At 36.1% G+C, this 20070-nt stretch carries 19 protein-coding genes and 2 pseudogenes; 13 read left to right on the top strand and 8 right to left on the bottom strand.

All coding sequences use genetic code 11. The annotated features are described in order from the left end of the window. Positions 1–74: 74 nt before the first annotated feature. Positions 75–674, bottom strand: a complete 600-nt coding sequence (locus P9E47_RS20520) for a hypothetical protein (protein WP_326164650.1) — start codon at positions 672–674, stop codon at positions 75–77. Positions 675–943: 269 nt separating this feature from the next. Between P9E47_RS20520 and P9E47_RS20515 the strand changes: the two are divergent. The 3 genes and pseudogenes from P9E47_RS20515 to P9E47_RS20505 all read left to right on the top strand — a co-directional run bounded on the left by P9E47_RS20515 (position 944) and on the right by P9E47_RS20505 (position 6667). After that, positions 944–2863, top strand: a pseudogene (locus P9E47_RS20515) (3'-5' exonuclease). A 77-nt stretch (positions 2864–2940) separates the two neighbouring features. Continuing rightward, positions 2941–5377: pseudogene (locus P9E47_RS20510) on the top strand (DEAD/DEAH box helicase family protein). Between the two features lie 360 nt (positions 5378–5737). Further along, complete coding sequence (locus P9E47_RS20505; protein ID WP_326164648.1) at positions 5738–6667, top strand: DMT family transporter; 930 nt, start codon at positions 5738–5740, stop codon at positions 6665–6667. Positions 6668–6765: 98 nt separating this feature from the next. Here the strand turns inward: P9E47_RS20505 and P9E47_RS20500 are convergent, their stop codons facing one another. Then, a complete protein-coding gene (locus P9E47_RS20500; protein ID WP_326164646.1) occupies positions 6766–6963 on the bottom strand; it encodes a YvrJ family protein in 198 nt (65 codons plus the stop codon). A gap of 44 nt (positions 6964–7007) precedes the next feature. Here P9E47_RS20500 and P9E47_RS20495 point away from each other — a divergent pair, with 44 nt between their 5' ends. Next, complete coding sequence (locus tag P9E47_RS20495) at positions 7008–7874, top strand: cation diffusion facilitator family transporter (protein WP_326164644.1); 867 nt, start codon at positions 7008–7010, stop codon at positions 7872–7874. A 77-nt stretch (positions 7875–7951) separates the two neighbouring features. Here the strand turns inward: P9E47_RS20495 and P9E47_RS20490 are convergent, their stop codons facing one another. The 3 genes from P9E47_RS20490 to P9E47_RS20480 all read right to left on the bottom strand — a co-directional run bounded on the left by P9E47_RS20490 (position 7952) and on the right by P9E47_RS20480 (position 8768). Beyond that, complete coding sequence (locus tag P9E47_RS20490; RefSeq protein ID WP_326164641.1) at positions 7952–8128, bottom strand: YvrJ family protein; 177 nt, start codon at positions 8126–8128, stop codon at positions 7952–7954. A gap of 161 nt (positions 8129–8289) precedes the next feature. Continuing rightward, complete coding sequence (locus P9E47_RS20485; protein ID WP_326164639.1) at positions 8290–8511, bottom strand: DUF2922 domain-containing protein; 222 nt, start codon at positions 8509–8511, stop codon at positions 8290–8292. Positions 8512–8546: 35 nt separating this feature from the next. After that, positions 8547–8768, bottom strand: a complete 222-nt coding sequence (locus P9E47_RS20480; RefSeq protein WP_326164636.1) for a DUF1659 domain-containing protein — start codon at positions 8766–8768, stop codon at positions 8547–8549. A 666-nt stretch (positions 8769–9434) separates the two neighbouring features. On the opposite strand from P9E47_RS20480, the gene bioF reads away from it, so the two are divergent. The 3 genes from bioF to bioC are packed head-to-tail and all read left to right on the top strand — an operon-like array spanning position 9435 to position 12203. After that, entirely contained in the window at positions 9435–10619 is a 1185-nt protein-coding gene (gene bioF / locus P9E47_RS20475) for an 8-amino-7-oxononanoate synthase (protein WP_326164634.1), read from the top strand. Then, on the top strand, positions 10616–11398 hold the full coding sequence (locus tag P9E47_RS20470; RefSeq protein WP_326164631.1) for an alpha/beta fold hydrolase: 783 nt from the start codon (positions 10616–10618) through the stop codon (positions 11396–11398). Before bioF ends, P9E47_RS20470 begins: the two co-directional genes overlap by 4 nt. Continuing rightward, the gene (gene bioC, locus P9E47_RS20465) at positions 11388–12203 is read left to right on the top strand and encodes a malonyl-ACP O-methyltransferase BioC (RefSeq protein ID WP_326164628.1); all 816 of its coding nucleotides are present in this window, start codon (positions 11388–11390) and stop codon (positions 12201–12203) included. Before P9E47_RS20470 ends, bioC begins: the two co-directional genes overlap by 11 nt. A gap of 96 nt (positions 12204–12299) precedes the next feature. Here bioC and P9E47_RS20460 read toward each other — a convergent pair whose 3' ends face one another. Beyond that, positions 12300–12665: a hypothetical protein gene (locus P9E47_RS20460; RefSeq protein WP_326164627.1), complete on the bottom strand. Its 366-nt coding sequence runs from the start codon at positions 12663–12665 to the stop codon at positions 12300–12302. 207 nt (positions 12666–12872) lie between these two features. On the opposite strand from P9E47_RS20460, the gene P9E47_RS20455 reads away from it, so the two are divergent. Further along, the gene (locus P9E47_RS20455; RefSeq protein WP_326164624.1) at positions 12873–13151 is read left to right on the top strand and encodes a hypothetical protein; all 279 of its coding nucleotides are present in this window, start codon (positions 12873–12875) and stop codon (positions 13149–13151) included. Further along, on the top strand, positions 13141–13629 hold the full coding sequence (locus P9E47_RS20450) for a DnaB-like helicase N-terminal domain-containing protein (RefSeq protein WP_326164622.1): 489 nt from the start codon (positions 13141–13143) through the stop codon (positions 13627–13629). The genes P9E47_RS20455 and P9E47_RS20450 overlap by 11 nt, the downstream gene beginning before the upstream one ends. Before the next feature lie 605 nt (positions 13630–14234). Here P9E47_RS20450 and P9E47_RS20445 read toward each other — a convergent pair. Continuing rightward, positions 14235–14747 carry a DUF3189 family protein gene (locus P9E47_RS20445; protein WP_326164620.1) on the bottom strand — a complete coding sequence of 171 codons (513 nt, stop codon included), beginning with the start codon at positions 14745–14747 and terminating at the stop codon, positions 14235–14237. A 199-nt stretch (positions 14748–14946) separates the two neighbouring features. Between P9E47_RS20445 and P9E47_RS20440 the strand changes: the two genes are divergently transcribed. Together P9E47_RS20440 and P9E47_RS20435 are read left to right on the top strand one after the other, a co-directional pair. Further along, positions 14947–15393, top strand: coding sequence for a GNAT family N-acetyltransferase (locus P9E47_RS20440; protein ID WP_326164618.1), 447 nt, complete (start codon positions 14947–14949; stop codon positions 15391–15393). Positions 15394–15559: 166 nt separating this feature from the next. Continuing rightward, positions 15560–16009, top strand: coding sequence for a DMT family transporter (locus tag P9E47_RS20435; protein WP_326164616.1), 450 nt, complete (start codon positions 15560–15562; stop codon positions 16007–16009). A 209-nt stretch (positions 16010–16218) separates the two neighbouring features. On the opposite strand, the gene P9E47_RS20430 is transcribed toward P9E47_RS20435, so the two are convergent. Next, positions 16219–16698 (bottom strand): PAS domain-containing protein, encoded by a 480-nt coding sequence (locus P9E47_RS20430; protein WP_326164615.1) that lies wholly within the window; start codon positions 16696–16698, stop codon positions 16219–16221. 353 nt (positions 16699–17051) lie between these two features. Here P9E47_RS20430 and P9E47_RS20425 point away from each other — a divergent pair, with 353 nt between their 5' ends. Together P9E47_RS20425 and P9E47_RS20420 are read left to right on the top strand one after the other, a co-directional pair. After that, positions 17052–18503: a D-alanyl-D-alanine carboxypeptidase family protein gene (locus P9E47_RS20425; RefSeq protein WP_326164612.1), complete on the top strand. Its 1452-nt coding sequence runs from the start codon at positions 17052–17054 to the stop codon at positions 18501–18503. A 480-nt stretch (positions 18504–18983) separates the two neighbouring features. Next, positions 18984–19997: a ketoacyl-ACP synthase III gene (locus P9E47_RS20420; RefSeq protein ID WP_326164610.1), complete on the top strand. Its 1014-nt coding sequence runs from the start codon at positions 18984–18986 to the stop codon at positions 19995–19997. Positions 19998–20070: the final 73 nt, after the last annotated feature.

The raw sequence follows: 20070 nt of genomic DNA, 5'->3' as shown, positions 1-20070 counted from the left end.
CGTAGACTGACTCACAATGCATTCCGCCATAAGAGAAATGGGACAAAAGGCTAATCCATTGTCCCATTTAGTAATTATTTGCTGAGTATACAAGTGTCATAAACCTTATCGCATAAATCAGCAGTATGCAATCTAAGCGTTACTTTTAGATGCTGCTTTGCTAAATATACATTATCAATTTGTTCTTCCGCATAATTTGGATCAATAAAACTACCCAAGTAGCGGTATATATAATTTGTTAATGTATTCTCGATCCATTGCCATTGACCTTTATTTTCTGGTTTATAATGCTGATTAATAGCATCATAGATTGGTTGAGGAAATTGGTCCTCTTGAAACATCAAGCTGGCAGCTTCTTTGAAATTCTTTGCCGCCACTACATTAATGGATTTCCCATACACATCAAAAATATTTTCACAAATATAGCCTACATAAGTCGGAACGGAATCGCACAAGTTCCTCATTATTGATTCATGATCTGTAACAGGTTCCTTTACCATAAAATAATCTGAATAAATAGCAATATATTCGGAAATGGTAAGTCCGAATTTTTCCCACTCCTGCTCCGATTGAGGCAAATAATTATCAATGACATAATCATAAATTTTTTGTGGAAACTGGTTGTCCCTGAACAAATCATAAGCAATTTCTCTAATTATTTCACTTTCATCCATAGCCTTCGTAAACCTCCTTCGATTTTTATCCATCCATTTAACTATTAGATTATTATTTAAGGTGAGATGGAGATGAGAAGTTCTTGTCTCGGTTATAGCTAATTAGCGTCCTTATTAATACTATATGAGCGACTATATTATGTTATTAGAAAAATCCAAAATAATACATGTAGAACAGCTTTAAACTGATATTTACACCTAAATTATGGTAAACAGCTGGGTATATTGTAGTATAATGAGATAAAAAGGCGAATTTTGGGGTGATAACATTGGCTTATACAATACCTGAAACAATCCGTTCTTCAGCTACAGTTGGGGAAAGATTATTATTCAGGACGTTCAAGACTTATTTGCCAGATGATTATATTGTTTATTATGAACCTGAAATACATGGAAAGCGTCCGGATTTCGTGATTATTGGCCCCGATTTAGGGTTACTGGTTTTAGAGGTTAAAGATTATACGAAAAATACATTATTCCAGATAAATATAGATGAATGGACAATCAATACAAGTTCAGGTGAACAAACGAAAACGAAGAGTCCTTTAAAGCAAGCGCGGGATAATATGTTCCATATTGTTGATGCATTAAAGAAAGATAGAAATTTAGTTCATTTAGAAGGGAAGTATCAGTTCCAGTTAAAGTTTCCCTATGGATTCGGTACGGTATTTACACGCTTATATCAAAAGGATTTTATAGAAAACGGATTATAGAGCGTGGTTGAGCCATCCTTATGTTTAACGAGAGATGAAATTGATCCAGAAAAAGAGGCATTTTCTGAAGAAAACCTAATTGAAAAGATTACTAATATGTTTGTTGTTCCCTACAGGCTTAGAACCCCTTTATCAAAAGAGGAAATAGATGCAATAAGGTATCATCTTTTTCCAGAAGTCCGGATTAGCGCAGAGTTTAAGCAGCCAGTTCCATACCAGGATCAACTACTCTTGTCATTACATGATATAAAAGCAATGGATTTACTCCAGGAAAACCTTGCTAAGCAAATTGGAGATAAAAACCGACTTATTCGTGGTGTAGCGGGAAGCGGTAAAACACTGATTTTGGCAAGTCGAGCTAAATTACTAGTGAAGGAACATCCGGAATGGAAAATTTTAATATTATGTTATAACATCTCTCTTTCACGAAGTATTGAACAAATGATTCATCATATGATGCAAGAGCCCGACAATTTATTTGATTTTGATTTTACAAAAGAAGATGCTGATTTACCTAGCACATCACGAACTATTAAAGTTCGTAATTTTCATGCATGGCTTAAAAATGATTTGAAAATTACAGAAAAAGAGATCCCATCAATTATTGAAAAACTAGAAAGTGGAGAGTCCATTCTTCCAATGTACGATGCTATTCTGATAGATGAAGGACAAGACTTCGACCCAGAATGGTTTCAACTGGTTTGTAATTTGCTTAATCCTGAAACGAAGTCCCTTCTTTTGGTGGAGGACCGCGCACAGGATATTTACAAGCGAAAACGTAGTTATCTGCAGGATACAGGGCTTAGCTTTCAAGGCCGTTCAAAAATACTGAGTATCAACTATAGGAATACCGCACAAATCGTTAAGTTTGCCTGGGATTTTTATCAAAAAAATTCCTCGTTAAAAAACAAGGTGGTTACAAAGGAGTTTAAAGGTGAAATTATTGCTCCGCAAAGTACCAGAAGAAAAGGCGTAGAGCCTGCGATTGTTAAAATGGATAGTTTTTTTAAAGAAGCAAAAATAGTTGCCAAACAAATAAACAAGCTTCATGAACAGTATAAAGTTCCATTTTCTGAAATGTTAATCCTTTATCGAGTAAAGAAAACGTACAAGATGAGTTATATTGACGTTTTAAAGCGCTCCCTTACAGAGGAAGGAATTGACTATTACTGGTTAACAGAAAACAGCGAATCTAAGCGGAATTTTGAAAAAGAACAAGAAACAGTAAAAATCAGTACAATTGAAAGCAGTAAAGGGCTGGACTTTCAGGCGGTATTTATAGTAAATGTTGACAATATGCCTTTTGCTTTAGAAGAGGATAAAGAGCGGGAAGCATCTTTATTATATATTGGTATGACGAGAGCAAAAGAATTTTTATTCCTATCCTATTCAGGTGAATCGGAGTTTACAGAATACTTTGATAGAATTTTGGATCAAAGAAAAGAATTGAAAAAATCAAGTGAAAAAAGTGGTTGAGTTGTAAATGTTCGGCTAACAAAAACATGAGAACCATGGTAGTTTTCAAAATAAGATCTTTCGAATTGGAGAAAAAGATGAAGAAGATTGAGCTTGTCACTGAAAATATCATTCAAAAGATTATATCTGGAATTGAGAGCGCTTCTACTATTTATATATTAACTGCTTTTGTTATGAAGTCTGGCGTTGAATTATTAAACCCCCACCTTCAAAAAGCGACTAAACGTGGGGCAGATATAAAAATATGTACCGGTGACTATTTGTACATTACTCAGCCAGAGGGACTAAAAAAACTTATTGACATACATAAGGAATTAGAAGTTCGGATGTGGCGTAGTAATGGAGTTTCCTTTCATCCAAAGGCTTATATTTTTCAGAACGAGGATGACGGCACCTTTATCATCGGTTCCTCCAACCTGTCACGTTCTGCCTTAACCACGGGTGTGGAATGGAATTTAGCCATGAAGGAATCAGCTGAGCCAAGTACATTTCAGGAAGCAATGGAGCAATTTATACATATTTTTCATCATGAACAAACAATTTCGGTAAATCGTGAAATAATAAAATCCTATCAAGGAAACTATGAAAAGTTTCATAAAAATAACCCAATGCTTGTAGAAAAGTGGTCCAGGTTGGAGGAAAAAACTTTGATGTTTCCTAATTAAAGAGGAACAGGAGGAAGAACCAACTCCAGATCTTATTAGGGAGAAGATTGAAGAGTATACAACAATCATAAAACCTTTGCCTGTTCAAGAGGAAGCTTTGGAGTTCCTGAACCAATTGCGTGAAGAGGGCTACAATAAAGCAATGGTGGTATTGGCAACTGGCCTTGGAAAAACATATCTTGCTGCCTTTTTTGCTAGAATGTTTAAACGAATCTTGTTTGTTGCTCACCGTGAAGAAATTTTACACCAAGCAAAACGATCTTTTGAAAAAGTCATTTCTTATAAAACAACTGGCCTATATTATGGTCCAGAAAAAAATCCAGATGCAGATATTATCTTTGCCTCTGTAACCACATTAAGTATGAAACAGCATCTATCTACGTTTAAATCAAAAGCGTTTGATTTAATTATCACCGATGAATTTCACCATGCAGCTGCTAATACATACCAGCGGGTACTTGAGTATTTTGCCCCAGAATTTCTTTTAGGGATTACTGCGACACCAGACCGTATGGATAATAAGGACATCTACGGACTATGCGATGGTAACGTTGCGTACCAAATGCATTTTACGGAAGCCATTGAAAAACATTGGTTGGCTCCTTTTAAGTATTACGGCGTTTATGATGAAACAGATTATACGAAGGTAAAATGGCTGGGTACGAAATATGATCGTGAAGAACTTCTTGCTGTTCAATTACGAGAAGATATAGCTGAAAAAATAATTAGTGCTTGGAAAAAGCATAAGCAGACAAGAACTTTAGTATTTTGTTCTAGCATTAAGCAGGCTGTTTATTTATCAAATTACTTCAATAGCCATGGTGCTAAGACGGTAGCACTTCACTCAGGCCAAATTGAAATAGGAAGAAAAGATGCGATTTCGTTGCTTGAAAATGGTGAATTAGATGCCATTTTCACCGTCGATCTTTCTAATGAAGGAGTGGACATACCAGCCGTTGATACACTACTGTTTGTTCGCCCTACTGAATCATTAACAGTGTTCACGCAACAAGTGGGTCGTGGACTTAGACGTCATCCTGAGAAAACTCATTGTACCATTATTGACTTGATAGGAAATTATCGGAATGCCGATCTGAAGCTAAGCTTGTTAGACACCAGTAGAAACGAGCAAAAGAAAGCAAAGTTAGTAGATCCGATACCACCAGAATTATGTGAAATCAACCTAGAATTGAACGTTATTAATTTATTAAAAGAGCTTGCACAAAAGAGGCAACCTAGAAAAGAAAAACTTTTATTTGCTTATCAAGAATTAAAAGAAGAACTGGGCAGAAGACCGTCCTATTTGGAATTGCATTTATATGGGAAGGCTGATTCGAAGGAGTATAAACAAGAATTCAAATCATATGCTGGTTTCCTTAATTGGGCGGATAAATTGTCTCAAGAAGAAAAAGAGATTTATGAAAAATACAAGACTTGGTTAGAGGAAGTAGAATCAACTAGCATGAGTAAAAGCTATAAAATGGTTGTTTTATTAGCCATGTTGGAAAGAGGGGCGGAAAATTGGTATTTGCCAATAACACCAGAACAAGTGGCACCCTTTTTCAAAGATTACTATCAACAGAAAAAATACCGGATGGTTATCGAGTTTTCTAGGGAAAAGTCAAAAGGTGTTTGGTTGGATGACGAAACCAAACTAATTAGTCAAATTAAGACCATGCCAATGACAAAATGGAGTGGTAGTTCAAAGGGGTTGGTTGAATTTCAGAATAATGTGTTTATGCTTACTTTTGAAATTGCAGTGAAACATCAAGAGCTATTGTTTCACTTAACGAAGGAAATTTGTGAATACCGGCTGCATGAGTATTTTGAGAGGAAGGAACAACAATAGATATAGTACCTTACTTGTTAGATGAGATTCTTCAGCTCACTAATGTATTATAATTTTTCAGATAATATAATAAAATATGGTAATTGCAGCTGAGTTTAATTGAAAAGGAGGAATTTGATATAGGACTTTCATTAGATGACACATCCATTGCGAAATATTATAAGAAGCTTGGTATAGAAGAGGGAAAAGAAGTGGGACAGAGGGTCGGGAAGTCTGGTTCTATGGTATTAGGAGCTAAATTTGCTCTAGGTCTTAATAAAAGTGGTAAAATGAAATTTGTATTAGATACTATTTGCATATTTTAAATTATCCATATAGTCCTAAGATGGTCAACGCTAAGAAATAGGGGAGATGTAAAAGATGGAGAAACTATCAACAACAAAGGCTTCACTTGGGATTGCCTTTGTTGTTCTTATTTGGGGATCTATTTGGCCGATCTATAAATTTTCTCTTCAATTTTCGCCGCCACTACTTTATGCAGGAATCCGTGGAGTGATTGGAGGCATTCTCCTGACGCTCTTTCTACTCCCGCGGTGGCAAAAAATTCAGTGGAAAAAGACCTGGCCCATTTATCTTATTTCAGCATTTTTTAATGTCGTTATTTTTAACGGTATACAAATGATTGGATTGCAATATCTTCCTTCCGGGCTATATACCGTCATTGTTTATCTTCAGCCTGTACTAGTGGTGCTTCTGACTTGGCTTTGGTTGAAGGAGACTTTGTCTGCAAAAAAAGCAATTGGCATGCTCATCGGATTTCTTGGTGTTGTGATTGTAAGCATTGAGGGGATTTCAGGAAAGATTTCTACCTTGGGCATTATCTTGGCTCTTATTACCGGCCTCGGCTGGGCAATAGGAACTGTGTATGTGAGAAAAACAAGTGCTATGGTTGATAACTTATGGCTAGTTGCGATCCAAAATATTATCGGTGGCTTCATTATGTTTGGTGCTGGTATGGCAACTGAAGATTTTTCTGCTATTCAATGGAATCTCCCATTTTTCTGGAGTTTGCTGTACGGGGCCATTTTCGCAGTCATCCTTGCCAATGCGGTCTATCTAAAATTGATGAGCGTCGGCGAAGCAAGCAAGGTTGGTTCATATACATTCTTAGTACCAATGATCAGCGTTTTCATTGGAACATTCATGTTAGGTGAACCGTTTACTGTATCATTATTTGGCGGTATGATTCTAATTCTATTTAGCATTTATTTGATCAGTTCCAAAAAAACAAGAGAAACAACTGTGGAATTGGATGTAGAGTATGAAAGGACCAAAACTGCTGTTAAATGAAATTTAACAAACCACATAAAGAAACGTCATTTCCAGTATGTGAAGGAAATGACGTTTCTTTATCCGATTTTTGAATTTTTGGGACATTTTCCCTTTCATCATTTTTTAGCTTCTATTGTATTAAACTGATTTTTTGTATTGGTATTTGTTACATGCATAGGCTCTGCCATTCGTTCTGGAAGCCTAATGATTGATTGGTTCAATGTATCAAGCTTCCCCTCAATTCGGTGTAAGAGGTAGAACCTGACAACAACCGGAAACCCATAATCTTGAATGAATGGAAGTAGTTGTTCCAATGAGAATGCTCCTTTCTTTTTGTGGAGCCGCAGGGTCGGGAACTGTGGCTCGATTAAATAGAAAAGTGAGGGTTGCTTCTTTATCCATTATATCGAACACCGCTCTGATCATTTTTAAAGTGATCGCGGGGGTTTTGAGTGGATCAGTTAGTATTATTTCTGAAGCCATTCATTCCGGAATGGATCTTATCGCTTCTATCATTGCTTTCTTTTCTGTTAAAGAGTCTGCTAAGCCTGCTGATGAAAAACATCCTTATGGACATGGGAAAGTAGAGAATATGTCTGCTCTTATCGAAGGCCTTTTGATTTTTGTAGCAGCTATTATGATTATTACAGAGGTAATCAAAAAATTAATTGAGCCTACTGAATTGGAACAAACGAATATTGCAATGGAGGTCATGTTTATTTCAGCCTTTATCAATTGGATGGTGTCTAGAAAGTTGTATAAGGTGGCAAAGGAAGAAGATTCTATGGCACTTGAGGCTGATGCTCTTCATTTGAAAACAGATGTTTACACCTCTTTAGGAGTAGGTCTTGGTATTCTGCTGATCAAACTGACAGGTTTTACTATCCTTGACCCGATTGTGGCTATCCTTGTGGCGTTATTGATCATCAAAGAGGCATGGGTTCTATGCAAAAATGCTTTTGACTTCCTTCTCGATTCAAAATTACCTGATAAAGAAGTAGCAGAAGTGAAAAAAATCCTCCTTAACCATAGTCATCAGTTTATCGATTATCATAAACTTAAGACAAGAAGGTCTGGAAATATGAAACATATAGATTTTCATATTACGGTTCCCGCAGATCTTACAGCTAAAGAAATACATGATATTATTGGAAGCTTGAAAAAAGATATGAATGAAACGTTGAAAAATACGAGAGTATACATTCATGTTGATCCATCCCAATAGGGATACAGACACGAAATTGTGGGCTTTATTAAATGCGAACAATAATTGTTACTGTTCGCATTTTTACCTAAAGGGTATTAAACTGTTTTTTTCGTATTCGTATTTGTTGTATACGTAGGTTCAGCCATTCGTTCTGGAAGCCTTAGGATTGATTGGTTCAATGTATCAAGCTTTACCTCAATTCGATGTAAGAGGTAAAACGTAACAACAACCGGAAAACCATAATCTTGAATGAATGGAAGTAGTTGTTCCAATGGGAATCCCTCCTTTCTTAGTGTGGTAGGTCATGGAATCGGGAACTCTGTCTCGCTGGGCCGCAGGGTCGGGAACTGTGTCCCGCATTAAACTAGGCCAGAGAACCCGAACCTGTGGCCACTCCAACTATTAGAAAAGGGAGCCTTGGGCTCCCGTTCCTCTATAATCCTAATTCAACATCATCTACATTACGCTCAACTACACGGGCGCCTTTTTTAGCAACAAGATCCCCGCCTGTTGATGTGAAGACATTGGCGGCAATAATTGTATCCATTGCTGCTGATACAGCAGCAGCCTCAACCGGTTCGATCGGGTCATCGATGGAGAGAGTAGCCGTTTTCCCTTCAAAGTTAATAAACTGTAATTCTAGTTTTTTACTCATTTCGTGTCCTCCTTTCTTCTAGTTTTTAGATTTCCTTACTCAGAAACAATGTCAAAGTTGCTAGTGCGCTGAACCACAACTAATTCGTGCTGTTGCAGGCCAGCCATTGCAATGGACGCATTTAGAATATCATCCGGTGTGGCAGTTGTTTTTAAGTTGCTGTAGTTTTTCGCCTTGTAGATGGGCTTGCCATCTAAATCCATACCGTGATTATATTCAATTCGAAGTTGGCTGCTATTCATCACCTCTGATGCCATTTGTTCATCACCTCCTTTCACTATATAGATAGGAGGTTTGGGACAAAAAGGGACAAAGGAATTCAAATTTTTTTATTTTATCACAGATTCCTGCATGGGCTTCCTTTCCGCAGGAATCTGTAAGAAAAAACCGGACGAAGAATGACTATCTGAATTGGAGGTATGGGCGATGAACAAGGAACAGGGAAGAGAAGCATTAATCGAATGGAAATATTAGGATAACATATGGGGAAGGTTCTTCTTTTAGAGGACAATCGAAAGTTTTGTGCGAAAGGACACATCAAGCGATTATAGACTGTTCGATGTGCCGTTTTGTGTTTTTATAGAAACCCAAACGCAAATTATTGATTGCCCCAGTAGATTGAAGTTGCGGACTTGGGTTTGTGGACTTTTTCTGATTTTTTTTTGGCCAACGTATAGCGACTTTGTTTTTTGCTTTATAGAGACTTGTTATATTGCTAAAAAGTAACAAATTTGGCTTTGCAATTATTGAAAGTAATTACAGGTTATGGTACTTTAGTAAATGTAAACCGTATTTCTATAATGGTTAACAAAACTATACAGCTAGGTTTGTGGGATGAAATATTCATGTTTTAAAACCCATCAGCAAAAGGAATACATATAAAATTTTCACAGAAAAGTTAAAATAACGGAGAGGTAAGAAAAATGCAGCAGACATGGGAAGATGATATTAAAAAAGAGTTAGAACAATTAGAACGCCTTTCGCAGAAAAGGGTTTTGCAAAAGACAGAAAACGCCCAGTTGCCATGGTTATATCTTAACGGTCAGTCCATGCTTAATTTGGCATCCAATAATTATCTTGGTTTGGCTGGAGATTCACGTTTGCTAAAAGCGGCAGCAGAGGCATTATATATGTGTGGAACAGGAGCAACAGCTTCGCGGTTAATCGTAGGCAACCATCCTTTATACGGGGAGGCGGAGGCTTTGTTAACTGACTGGAAAGGGATGGAGAGTGGAATGATTCTTAATAGTGGCTATACAGCGAATATCGGAATCATTTCAGCCTTAATGGACAGGAATGGTACTATTTTTAGCGACAAGTATAATCATGCCAGCATCGTTGATGGGATTGTATTAAGTCGTTCCAAATTTCAGCGTTATCGACATTGTGATTTAAATCATTTAGAAGCTTTATTAAGGAAATATCCGACGGATAAACGAAAATTAATTATTACTGATGCAGTTTTCAGTATGGATGGGGATATTGCGCCATTGGAAGGGCTAGTTTTCTTGAAGGAACGGTATAACGCAATTTTAATGGTCGATGAGGCCCATAGCAGCGGAATTTTTGGCGGCCAAGGCGAGGGATTAGTTTGCGCCCATCAACTTCAAAATCGTGTTGATATACAAATGGGAACTTTCAGTAAAGGTCTAGGTAGTTATGGTGCTTATATTGTCGGCAGTAAGTGGCTGATTGCCTATTTAATGAATAAAATGCGAAGTTTTATTTTTACAACAGCTCTTCCGCCATCTGTTCTTGGGTCCATTAGTGCTGCTATTAAAATTGTTAGAACGGAGCAGTACAGACGAAAACAATTAATGGAACATAGCCATTATTTTGCTTCTTCTTTAAAAAGACTCGGATTTCTAATAGGACCAAGTGAAACGCAAATTATTCCAGTTATTATCGGTTCTAATGAACAAACGATGTTATTCAGTCGAAAGCTTCAAGAAGAAGGAATCGCTGCTATTGCTGTACGTCCTCCAACAGTCCCAGAGGGACAAGCCAGAATTCGTTTTACAGTGATGGCGACTCACAAACGAAATGATTTAAAGCAAGCTATTGAGAAAATTGCGCAAGTTGGGCACAAGTTGGGAGTTATTGAATGAACACTCAATCTATTATTCTACTGCCTGGCTGGGGACTTGAAAACCAAGTTTGGTCACCTTTAGAAGAAAAATTGGGAAAACACTATAATCTCTATTTTGTTGAGTGGCATGATATAAATACAATTACAGATTTTAAACAAAGAGCTGCTCACTTAATTGAAATAGAAAAACTATCGTCTTTTTTCCTTTTAGGATGTTCACTTGGTTCAATTGTTGCTTTAGAAATTGCTCGCAGCTTTCCAGAGCAAGTGAAAGGCATTGTCATGCTTGGTGGGACAAGCCGTTTTACTGTTGAAGCAGCAACTGGATATACCAATGGATGGCCATCAAGAATCGTTGAGCGGATGAAATCAAATATGAGGCGGGATTTGAGAAAGACGTTGATTTCTTTTTATACATCAATGTTTTCAAAAAATGAAATAGAGAATGGGGAATTGGATCAATTTCTATCGCTAAGAATAAATCAAAGTCAGGAAAATAACCTAGAATCGTTGCTTATTGGCCTTGATTATCTTAATCAAATGGATTTAAGGAATGATTTGGAAAAAATTTCGAGCCCAATGCTGCTAATTCATGGTGAAGAGGATAAAGTTTGTCCGAAAACGGCTGTAGATTATATCCTCCAACAGATGAATGGGAATGCTGTTTTGAAAACATTACCGGGAACAGGTCATCTTCCTTTTCTTTCCAAACCAGAGAAATGTGTAGAGTGGATTCAAATGTTCATTGCGGAAAATTCGTTAGCAAAGGGAGAGGGGAGAGGGACCTATGATAAATAAAGCACTGTTACAGAAGCGTTTCACGAAGCAAGCGCTAAGCTATGATGAATTTGCCAATGTTCAAAAAAAGATGGCTCATCATCTATTAATGCTACTAAAGGATGTGCATCTGGGGGAACAAGGGGTTATCCGTATTTTGGAAATTGGCTGTGGGACAGGCTATTTAACTGAACGCTTATTACAGCGTTATCCTCATTGTCAAATAACAGCAGTGGATTTCGCTCCAGGGATGATTGAAACGGCACGAAAAAAAGTCAATGATCAAAGGGCTACGTTTATTTGTGGCGATGCTGAAGAAATGGAATTCAATCATTCCTATCACTTAATTATTTCAAACGCTACATTCCAATGGTTTAATCAGTTAGAAATTACGATTAGAAAACTTTTTGAAGCGCTCTATACAGGTGGAAAGATTTATTTTTCTACATTTGGAAATTTAACCTTTCATGAGTTGCATTCATCATTTAAACAAGCGCAAGAGCAGCTTCTGACTACGAAAAAGCATACATTGGGGCAATCGTTTTTTTCACTAGATGTATTGGCATATATATGCAAGAGTTCTTTAGAGTCTTACCCTATTCAAATGAAGTATGAAGAAATTCATGAAATTGAAACCTTTGCTACGGTGCGAGACTTTCTTACATCGATTAAAAAAATTGGTGCAAATAATAGCAATCAAGAAGCCTATTGCATGAACCCATCGCTGTTCAAGGAAATGATTCGAAACTATGAATGTAATTATAGAATTGGCAACAGTATCAAAGCAACTTACCATTGTTTATATTTTTCAGTATCATCTGAATAAGTTGAAACATGGGGAGATTCCGCCCCCGTGACGCCCTGAAGAATGCTAGAATTGTAGAATTGAAGCTGAGCGAACAGTCACTGTTCGCTTATTTTTTTACAACCGATTAAAAACATAAATATTCCAATCCTGTGAGCCATTCTGTATTCTGGCTGTTTCATATACAGTTATGATGCCTAGTAGTTTGGCTTTATTGAGCATTCTCCTAAAAGATGATCTTGATATGCCGTTCCCATTGTATTCTACATGAATGGCATTGAGGATGTCTTCAATTCTTTCATGACAAACACCTGGCGTTACATCTGCAGATAGAACTAACGATCTAAAACCTATTAATTCGCTCTTTGTGAAAATATACTTGTGCTCTACTAACCAGTTAAAGATATTAGTATGAAATTCCTCCAAGCTATCAAACTGTGATAATTCCTCTAAACGATTCCGATTCCTTTCAATGATTTCCATCTTTACCACCGCCCTTTCGCTATGTAAATAGGAGCTTGATTAAAAAAAGTGACAAAAAAGATTTATTTTTTTCAAAAAATATAAAATTGAATGTCCCTTTTTATAAGGCTGAGTCTATCTATATGGTGAAAAGGATCATAAGGGAGTGAAGATAATGGCTGAAATAATAGTTTCTGAGAAGCCGCAGAAATTTACGTTCGTCGATAATTGGATCTAGAAGATACGGCTGTTTTTGAAACGATTCATGAAAAAATGGTGCATAAGCTCAATCAGTATGTTGATATCCATCATTTCCCGCCAACTATTACCCAGATTGCGGTTGAACCCCCTTTGGATAATAGGTTTTTAAAACAACAGCAAGTATGGGCAGCACAGGTCAAAGCCGAAAGAGAATCTGGCAGGATGAAAACGTTTCTTGACTACTTGCCTGAGGAGTTGAGAGGTGCGTATAGTCGTTTATTGGAGGGAACCCATAGTGACAAGTAAATTATTTAATCAAGAGGCTGAACAAGCGGTATTGGGTGCGATCCTGGTGGAAGGGAGTCTCATCCATGAATGTACATTGTTGCCAATGCATTTTAGCCCAGGATCCCACCAGCTTATTTTTCAAGCGATGCGAGGGGTGGGGGGAAGTCGTCAAGAAGTTGATATTGTCTCTGTAACGACAAAACTTGGTGACCTCCTCGGGCAAGTTGGAGGCCTAAACTACCTATGTGATTTAGCTGATGCAGTCCTAACTACTGCTAATTTTACATTCTACGAGCAATATATATTGGAAGCATTTAGGCTTCGGGAAACGCGAAAGATTGCATCGAACTTGGCTGAAAATCCTGAAAGATTTGCCGTCCATTATCAGGATTTGACAAGGATCCAAGAATTTATGCAAAAGGAAACTAGAAAATCAAAGGATATTTTGGTTAAGATCTATGAGGATATGGGCAGGGAAACTGATGGACTAAGTTAAGAAAAATTACAATGTTAAAGGTGCAGGTTAGTATAGCAAAAGTATATATAAGCATCGATTGCGTGTTAAAGTATTGGAACCTTTTTTAAATGAATAAATAGATTTACAGATACAAAAAAGGATATTAATAGAAAGTGGAGAATGGATATGTTCATAAAACCAATTAGTTCCAGTTGATATTGATAATATATGAACATGAAAGAAGTGGTTTGTTATGAAAAAATTCAAAGAAATTTTAGGTCTTCTTTTCGTTTACATTTTTTTAGGAATTTTCTTGTTTTGCGTATGTTGGTCTGTTGCTTTATTCCATTTTGGTAGCGAATTATCTATATTTGCTATTTTATTTTTTCATGTAGTGTTTAACACTTATCTAGCATCGTTTATTTATTATCTTTTTAAAAAAGAAAAAAGACATCCTAAACTGTGTATTATGACTTCTGTGATATTATATATTTCTCAAATTTTACTGTATATTTCACCACCTATTTCATTCCTCTTTTTGATATTTACTTCTTCCGTATTTCCTTTTCAAAAAATGATTTTTAATTTATCAAGATGGGATTAAACTATTGTGTCTTATTTTCTCCCATTAAATTATAATCTTTTCAAAGTTTTTTAAAATCTTTATTTTCTAATATAACAACTTTTTTATTGGTTGATTTACCAATTTGTTTAGTGTACTCAACTAGACGAATAATATTATTACAGCATTGTTTGGCACCAATCACTAATAAAGGTACACCAATGATATCAATATGTAATCCTCTGGAAAATAAACCTCCCATTGTCATAGCAATTGGAACTGTGGGAGATGTATTTGAAAAGATAATTCTTTCCTTATTCTGATAATTTTCTTGTAATAATTGGCTTAGCTCTTTTAATGCAGGAATAACTAATTTGCTTCTTTTTCGACCAATTGAATAAACAGAATTTCCCTCATCATCAATACCATGAAAAAATAATTTCCCAAAATCATCCTTTGTCAACTTATTAAAATAGTCTATATTCAAGATTTCCTGCTTGGTTAGTTTTCGATCAGTGGGCAATTTTTTTAAATGATAAGCTGCTGCCAATGCGGTGCTATGTGTTCCCGCATAATCATCATAAATATAAATCACAATATCACCCTTTTTATTTCAAAAGTAATACCTAGTATAACCATTTGTTCTGAAACTAACTCTGACATTCAGTCTTCCTTTAGAGGGACATAGGTAAAGCAGTCGCTCTTTCAGCTAATGGGCAGGTTAATTTAATATCGAAAGTTCTAAATTTAGTGTAGAATTATCGGAAAAGATAAATTATGAGGTGGGGAAAATTATGAAAATACTTCATGCTACAATTGAAGATTTAGAAGGCGTATCAAATTTATTTAATTTATATAGGATGTTTTATCAACAAGAATCCGATTTAGAAGGTGCTAAAGCATACATAAAAGAACGTATAGAAAACAAGGACTCCGTTATATTTGTCGTTAAAGACAAACAAAACTATGTCGGCTTTACACAACTTTATCCTACATTTTCATCTATATCTATGAAGAGAGCTTGGATATTGAATGACCTATATGTTGATACAAAAGCAAGAAAACAAGGAGTAGGGGAAATGCTCTTGCATAAAGCAAAAGAATACGCTATTGAAACAGGTGCTAAAAGTATTAATTTAGAAACAGCATCAGATAATTATTCTGCTCAAAGACTATATGAAAGAAATGGATACAAAAGGGATTCCCAATTTTATCATTATGAATTAGATTTAGCCGAATAGTCTTTAAACCGATTCTTGAACTAAACGGGGTGTATTTCTGAAACAAGCAGGAACGCTTGTTTCTTTCGCCAAAAGGGGTAGGATGAATTTTGAGTAATAAAAAGGTTTCTAAACTTGAAAAATGGCGAGCAAAGTATGCTTCAATAAAGGAGGAGCCATTTGGGCTGTGTTATTGGCATTAAGCTCAGCTATTTCTTGGGCTATTGCTAACTTGCTTTTCAAACTGAAATTAAAGCATTGTGACACCATACAGTTTACTACTTGGCAAATGACGATTGGAGCAATTGGATTATTAATATACACTCTTTCATTTGAACACGGTGAAGCGCATTGGGGCCTGATGCCAGTAGTTTACATTTTGTTTTCTGGGGTTATAGCATCTGCCTTGGCCTTTGTTATGTGGAATCATATTTTGAGGCATACACAAGCAAGCACCGCATCTATTTCTTTACTGCTTGTACCCATCGTGGGTGTCATTTCTGGATACATCTTTTTGAATGAAAACCTAAGTATAGTAACATTAGTAGGAATTTTACTTGTACTTGTAGGGATATGGATTGTAAATCGTAACAGTTCTCTAGAAACCGAAAAGAACCTTTCTAGGGATATCGAATAAAATAAACTCGCACAACAATTTAGGCAGGAGAAAATATGATAAAATGCTTGGGAAGCGGTTCTTCGTTAGGGGATTAAATATGGGTGAAAAAACTCAAACAAACAGTAATGCATTGCTTCACTAACTCTTGGCAGTATAGGAGAAAAACACATTGAATTAGGGAATTCAATGTGTTTTTTTGAAGTTTCTCATATGAGAAAGGTATTTTTTTATTTTTCAGGTTTAACTGCTATAAATTCGTCAATAGTTTCAGGGGTATTTGTGCCTTCTTTTCCTTGGAAAAGATCAATATTAACGGTTACATCCATACAGCCAAGGTATTTTCCATTTTCATCACGTACTGCCATGAATTTTTGGTAAATTTGACCAGTTTCACCAGAACGTTTTGGGAACCAAAATTCCCATTCGTCGCGTGTTCCTGAACGGAAATCATTCAACAATTTTTCAACGTGGTGAGCCACTTTTGGGTGAAGTTCAAGCACAGGGCGACCAATAGCTTCTTTACGGCGACCATGCACGCGGTTTGGATTATTAGAATACCAGCGGAAAATATCGTTGGCATCGCAAAAGCCCATTTCAAAAGGCAAAAGTTTGATGATTGAATCTAAAGTGCTTGCTTTGATCGCACCAGTTTCAAAATTAATTACAGCTTCAGGACTAATTAAATCTGACAATTTTTCTTCAGACATTTATATTCCTCCTTTAGAGTAGGATAAACGGAAGTAGTATTTTATGATAATGATTATCATTTTCATAGTTTAATATAAAACTAAATTATTATGTTGTCAATAGTAGAATGCTGAAATAATAAGAATCGGATGGTGTCACTGTCATTGGGAGTGGAAGAAGATCAAGTATGACAATACTAACTGTTCAGTTTTAGAACGGACTGCAATGAAATAGATTAAACTATATTAAACTAGTCGATGGGATAATAGAATTGTCGTAGAAAAAAATGCATCCAATGACATAACAAAATTTATTAGTTGTAATTTTTCCTATTCACCTTGCAAACAATAAGACAAAAAAGGTGGTAGGGAAAATGGACTTGTTATCTGTAAAAAGGCTAATTAAAAATGAAGATGGATATACTCTTGAACTTCATATTAATCAGGAATTAAGTGAATTCGCAAAAGACTTTGACACAATATCAAAAGCTGAAAATAAAACTTTAGAAAATGCAGTTCGAGATTTTGTGCAAGAAAATTTTTCAGGACTAAAAATTAAATCAGTAAAGGTTGTGCTTGGATCATTATTAATTGCTTCAATTCCTTTTGCAGATATTGAAGCTTCTGCTAGTACAAATAATATGCAATCTTACAATCAAGCAACAGAAATATATACTGTTAAATCAGGAGATACACTTTATAAAATAGCAAATAAGTATGGAATAACTGCTACCCAGTTAAAAAGTCAAAATGGCTTAGCAACTACTATGATTTATCCAGGGCAACAGTTAAAAGTTCCCAATCAGATTTCCAATCAGAATGAAGAAAACATAACCCAAGCCCAACAAAGAGTATATACCGTTAAGTCGGGTGATACGATTAATAAGATAGCGTCAAATTACAATATGTCTGCAGCACAATTAAAAAAATATAATCGGTTAGCAACTACTATGATTTATCCCGGACAAACTATACATATCCCAGATAGAGAATTAATAGATATTGTTAATTCATTGCCTTATGGTGTGTTAAGCCTTAATGATAGAGGGGAAAACGTAAAGATCATTCAAAAAGCTTTTAACAGGTTAAATTATGTTCTAAGTGAAGATGGAGTATATGATAAAGGAACGCAAGCAGTGGTCAAAGATTTTCAAAGTAAATACGGGGATATCGCAAATGATGGGATATATGGGTCTAAAACAAGGGCATATTTACAGGACGCGCTCCTCACTGATCACATTATTGTAGAGAATCCTGATAGTTTATTAGTACTAGTCAATAAAAACAATGCTTTGCCGAAGGATTATGTTCCACAAGATCTAACGGTTCCTAATGTGAATTTTCCTTTTCAGGAATATGACTCCAAAAAATTGATGAGAAAAGATGCTGCTACTGCACTTGAAGAAATGTTTCGGGAAGCAAAACGTGAAAATATTAATCTGTATGCAGTTTCTGGATACCGTTCCTACGACCGTCAAAATGAGATTTTTGCTTCAAAGGTCATACGAAGTGGTATGGAAAGTGCAGGTCAATTTAGCGCGAAACCTGGAGAAAGTGAACATCAAACTGGATTGGCAATGGACCTGACCAGTCCAAGTGTAAATTACGGATTATCACAGCAATTTGGGGAAACGAAAGAAGGACAGTGGATTAAAAAGAATGCACACAAATTTGGATTTATTATCCGTTATCAAAAGGGAAAAGAATCCATTACAGGCTATCAATTTGAACCATGGCATGTTCGATATGTAGGGAAAAACGCAGCACAAGTAATTGCCGAACAAAATCTTACATTTGAGGAATATATAAATAAATACCATAAATAAAACGACACAGGGGGTCAGGAACTCTGACCCATTCTATTGTGCAAAAATGATCACCGAACTGTGCGGTCAATTCCTTTTTGAAACAGCTCCAATTACAGGAAGCAATCTTTTGCTGACACCGTTGAGTTGTTTCTCCGCCATTTTCAATTATCAGTATTTATTCACTTTTGAGCAACTGCGATAAGGGCAGGGGATGTTATGTTGAAGGGAGCCCCTTTAAAATCTCCGAATAGTTCAATCTTTTTAAAGCCACTTTCACTTAATACTTTATTAAGTTGATTTGAAGTAAGAGGATAGAGCTCGACACTATTTTTATATACTTCTCTCGTTATGAAATATCATTAATTGTGGGCCACAGGGTCGGGAACTCTGGCTCAAAATTTAATTTTTTAATATAAATTAGTACCTACTATTAATAATTAGTGATAAAATAATACAAAGAATTGAATAATTGTTATAAAATTTAAAAGGTGGTTTCTTATGTATAGCTCCAAAGCACGTATTACAGCAATCGGTTCGTATGTCCCTGAAAAAAGATTAACTAATGATGATTTAGAAAGATTAATTGATACCAATGATGAATGGATTTCGAAGCGAACCGGTATTAAAGAACGAAGAATTGCACATGAAGATGAGTACACAAGTGATATAGGCTGTAAAGCTGTCTGGAACTTAATGGAACGATTTGAAAAATCAGTAGAAGACGTAGATATGATTATTGTCTGTACATTAACACCCGATTTCAACACTCCAAGCACTGCTGCATTAGTCCAAGCAAAACTAGGTATAAAGAATGCTGGAGCCATTGATTTAAATGCAGCTTGTGCAGGGTTTACATATGGATTGCATGTGGCTAACGGATTAATTACTGCTGGTTTACACAAGAAAATTCTTGTTATTGGAGCAGAGACTTTATCAAGAATCACGGATTATGAAGACCGAACTACCTGCATTATATTTGGAGACGGTGGAGGAGCAGTACTCGTGGAGTACAGTGAAAATCAACCGAGTTTCCTTTCGGCACATGTGGGTTCGGCAGGTGAAAAAGGAAAAAACCTATATGTGTCAAACTTATCAACACAAATGTTTGAAGAAGAAATCATCAATAGCGGTAAATTCGTTCAAAATGGACGTGAGGTATATAAATGGGCCGTTACTACTGTTCCTAAAGGTATGGAAAGTGTGATGGAAAAAGCAAACTTAGCGATGAGTGACGTCGATTGGTTTATCCCTCATAGTGCAAATTTACGAATGATTGAATCCATTTGTGACAAGGCAGATTTTTCACTTGGGAAAACATTATACAGTTTAGTTGAATTTGGTAATACCTCGGCAGCTACGATTCCCTTATCACTAGACAAAGGAGTACTTGAAGGAAAAATCAAAAATGGTAACAAATTGTTGCTTTATGGCTTCGGTGGCGGATTAACACACGCTGGACTGCTGATTGATTGGAACATATGGGACAAGGGGTCGGAAACTCCGGCTCTTTAGTAATGAACATGATCAAGATAAAATGACATAGTCCATGGACCTGAACCTATCAGGTCTTTTTGTGCGACGGGCA

It is taken from the genome of Schinkia azotoformans (assembly GCF_035811335.1).
In the GTDB taxonomy this organism is placed as follows: Bacteria; Bacillota; Bacilli; order Bacillales; family Bacillaceae_J; genus Schinkia; species Schinkia azotoformans.
Note: the sequence above shows the minus strand (reverse complement) of the source record. Positions and strands in the feature narration are given on the sequence as shown.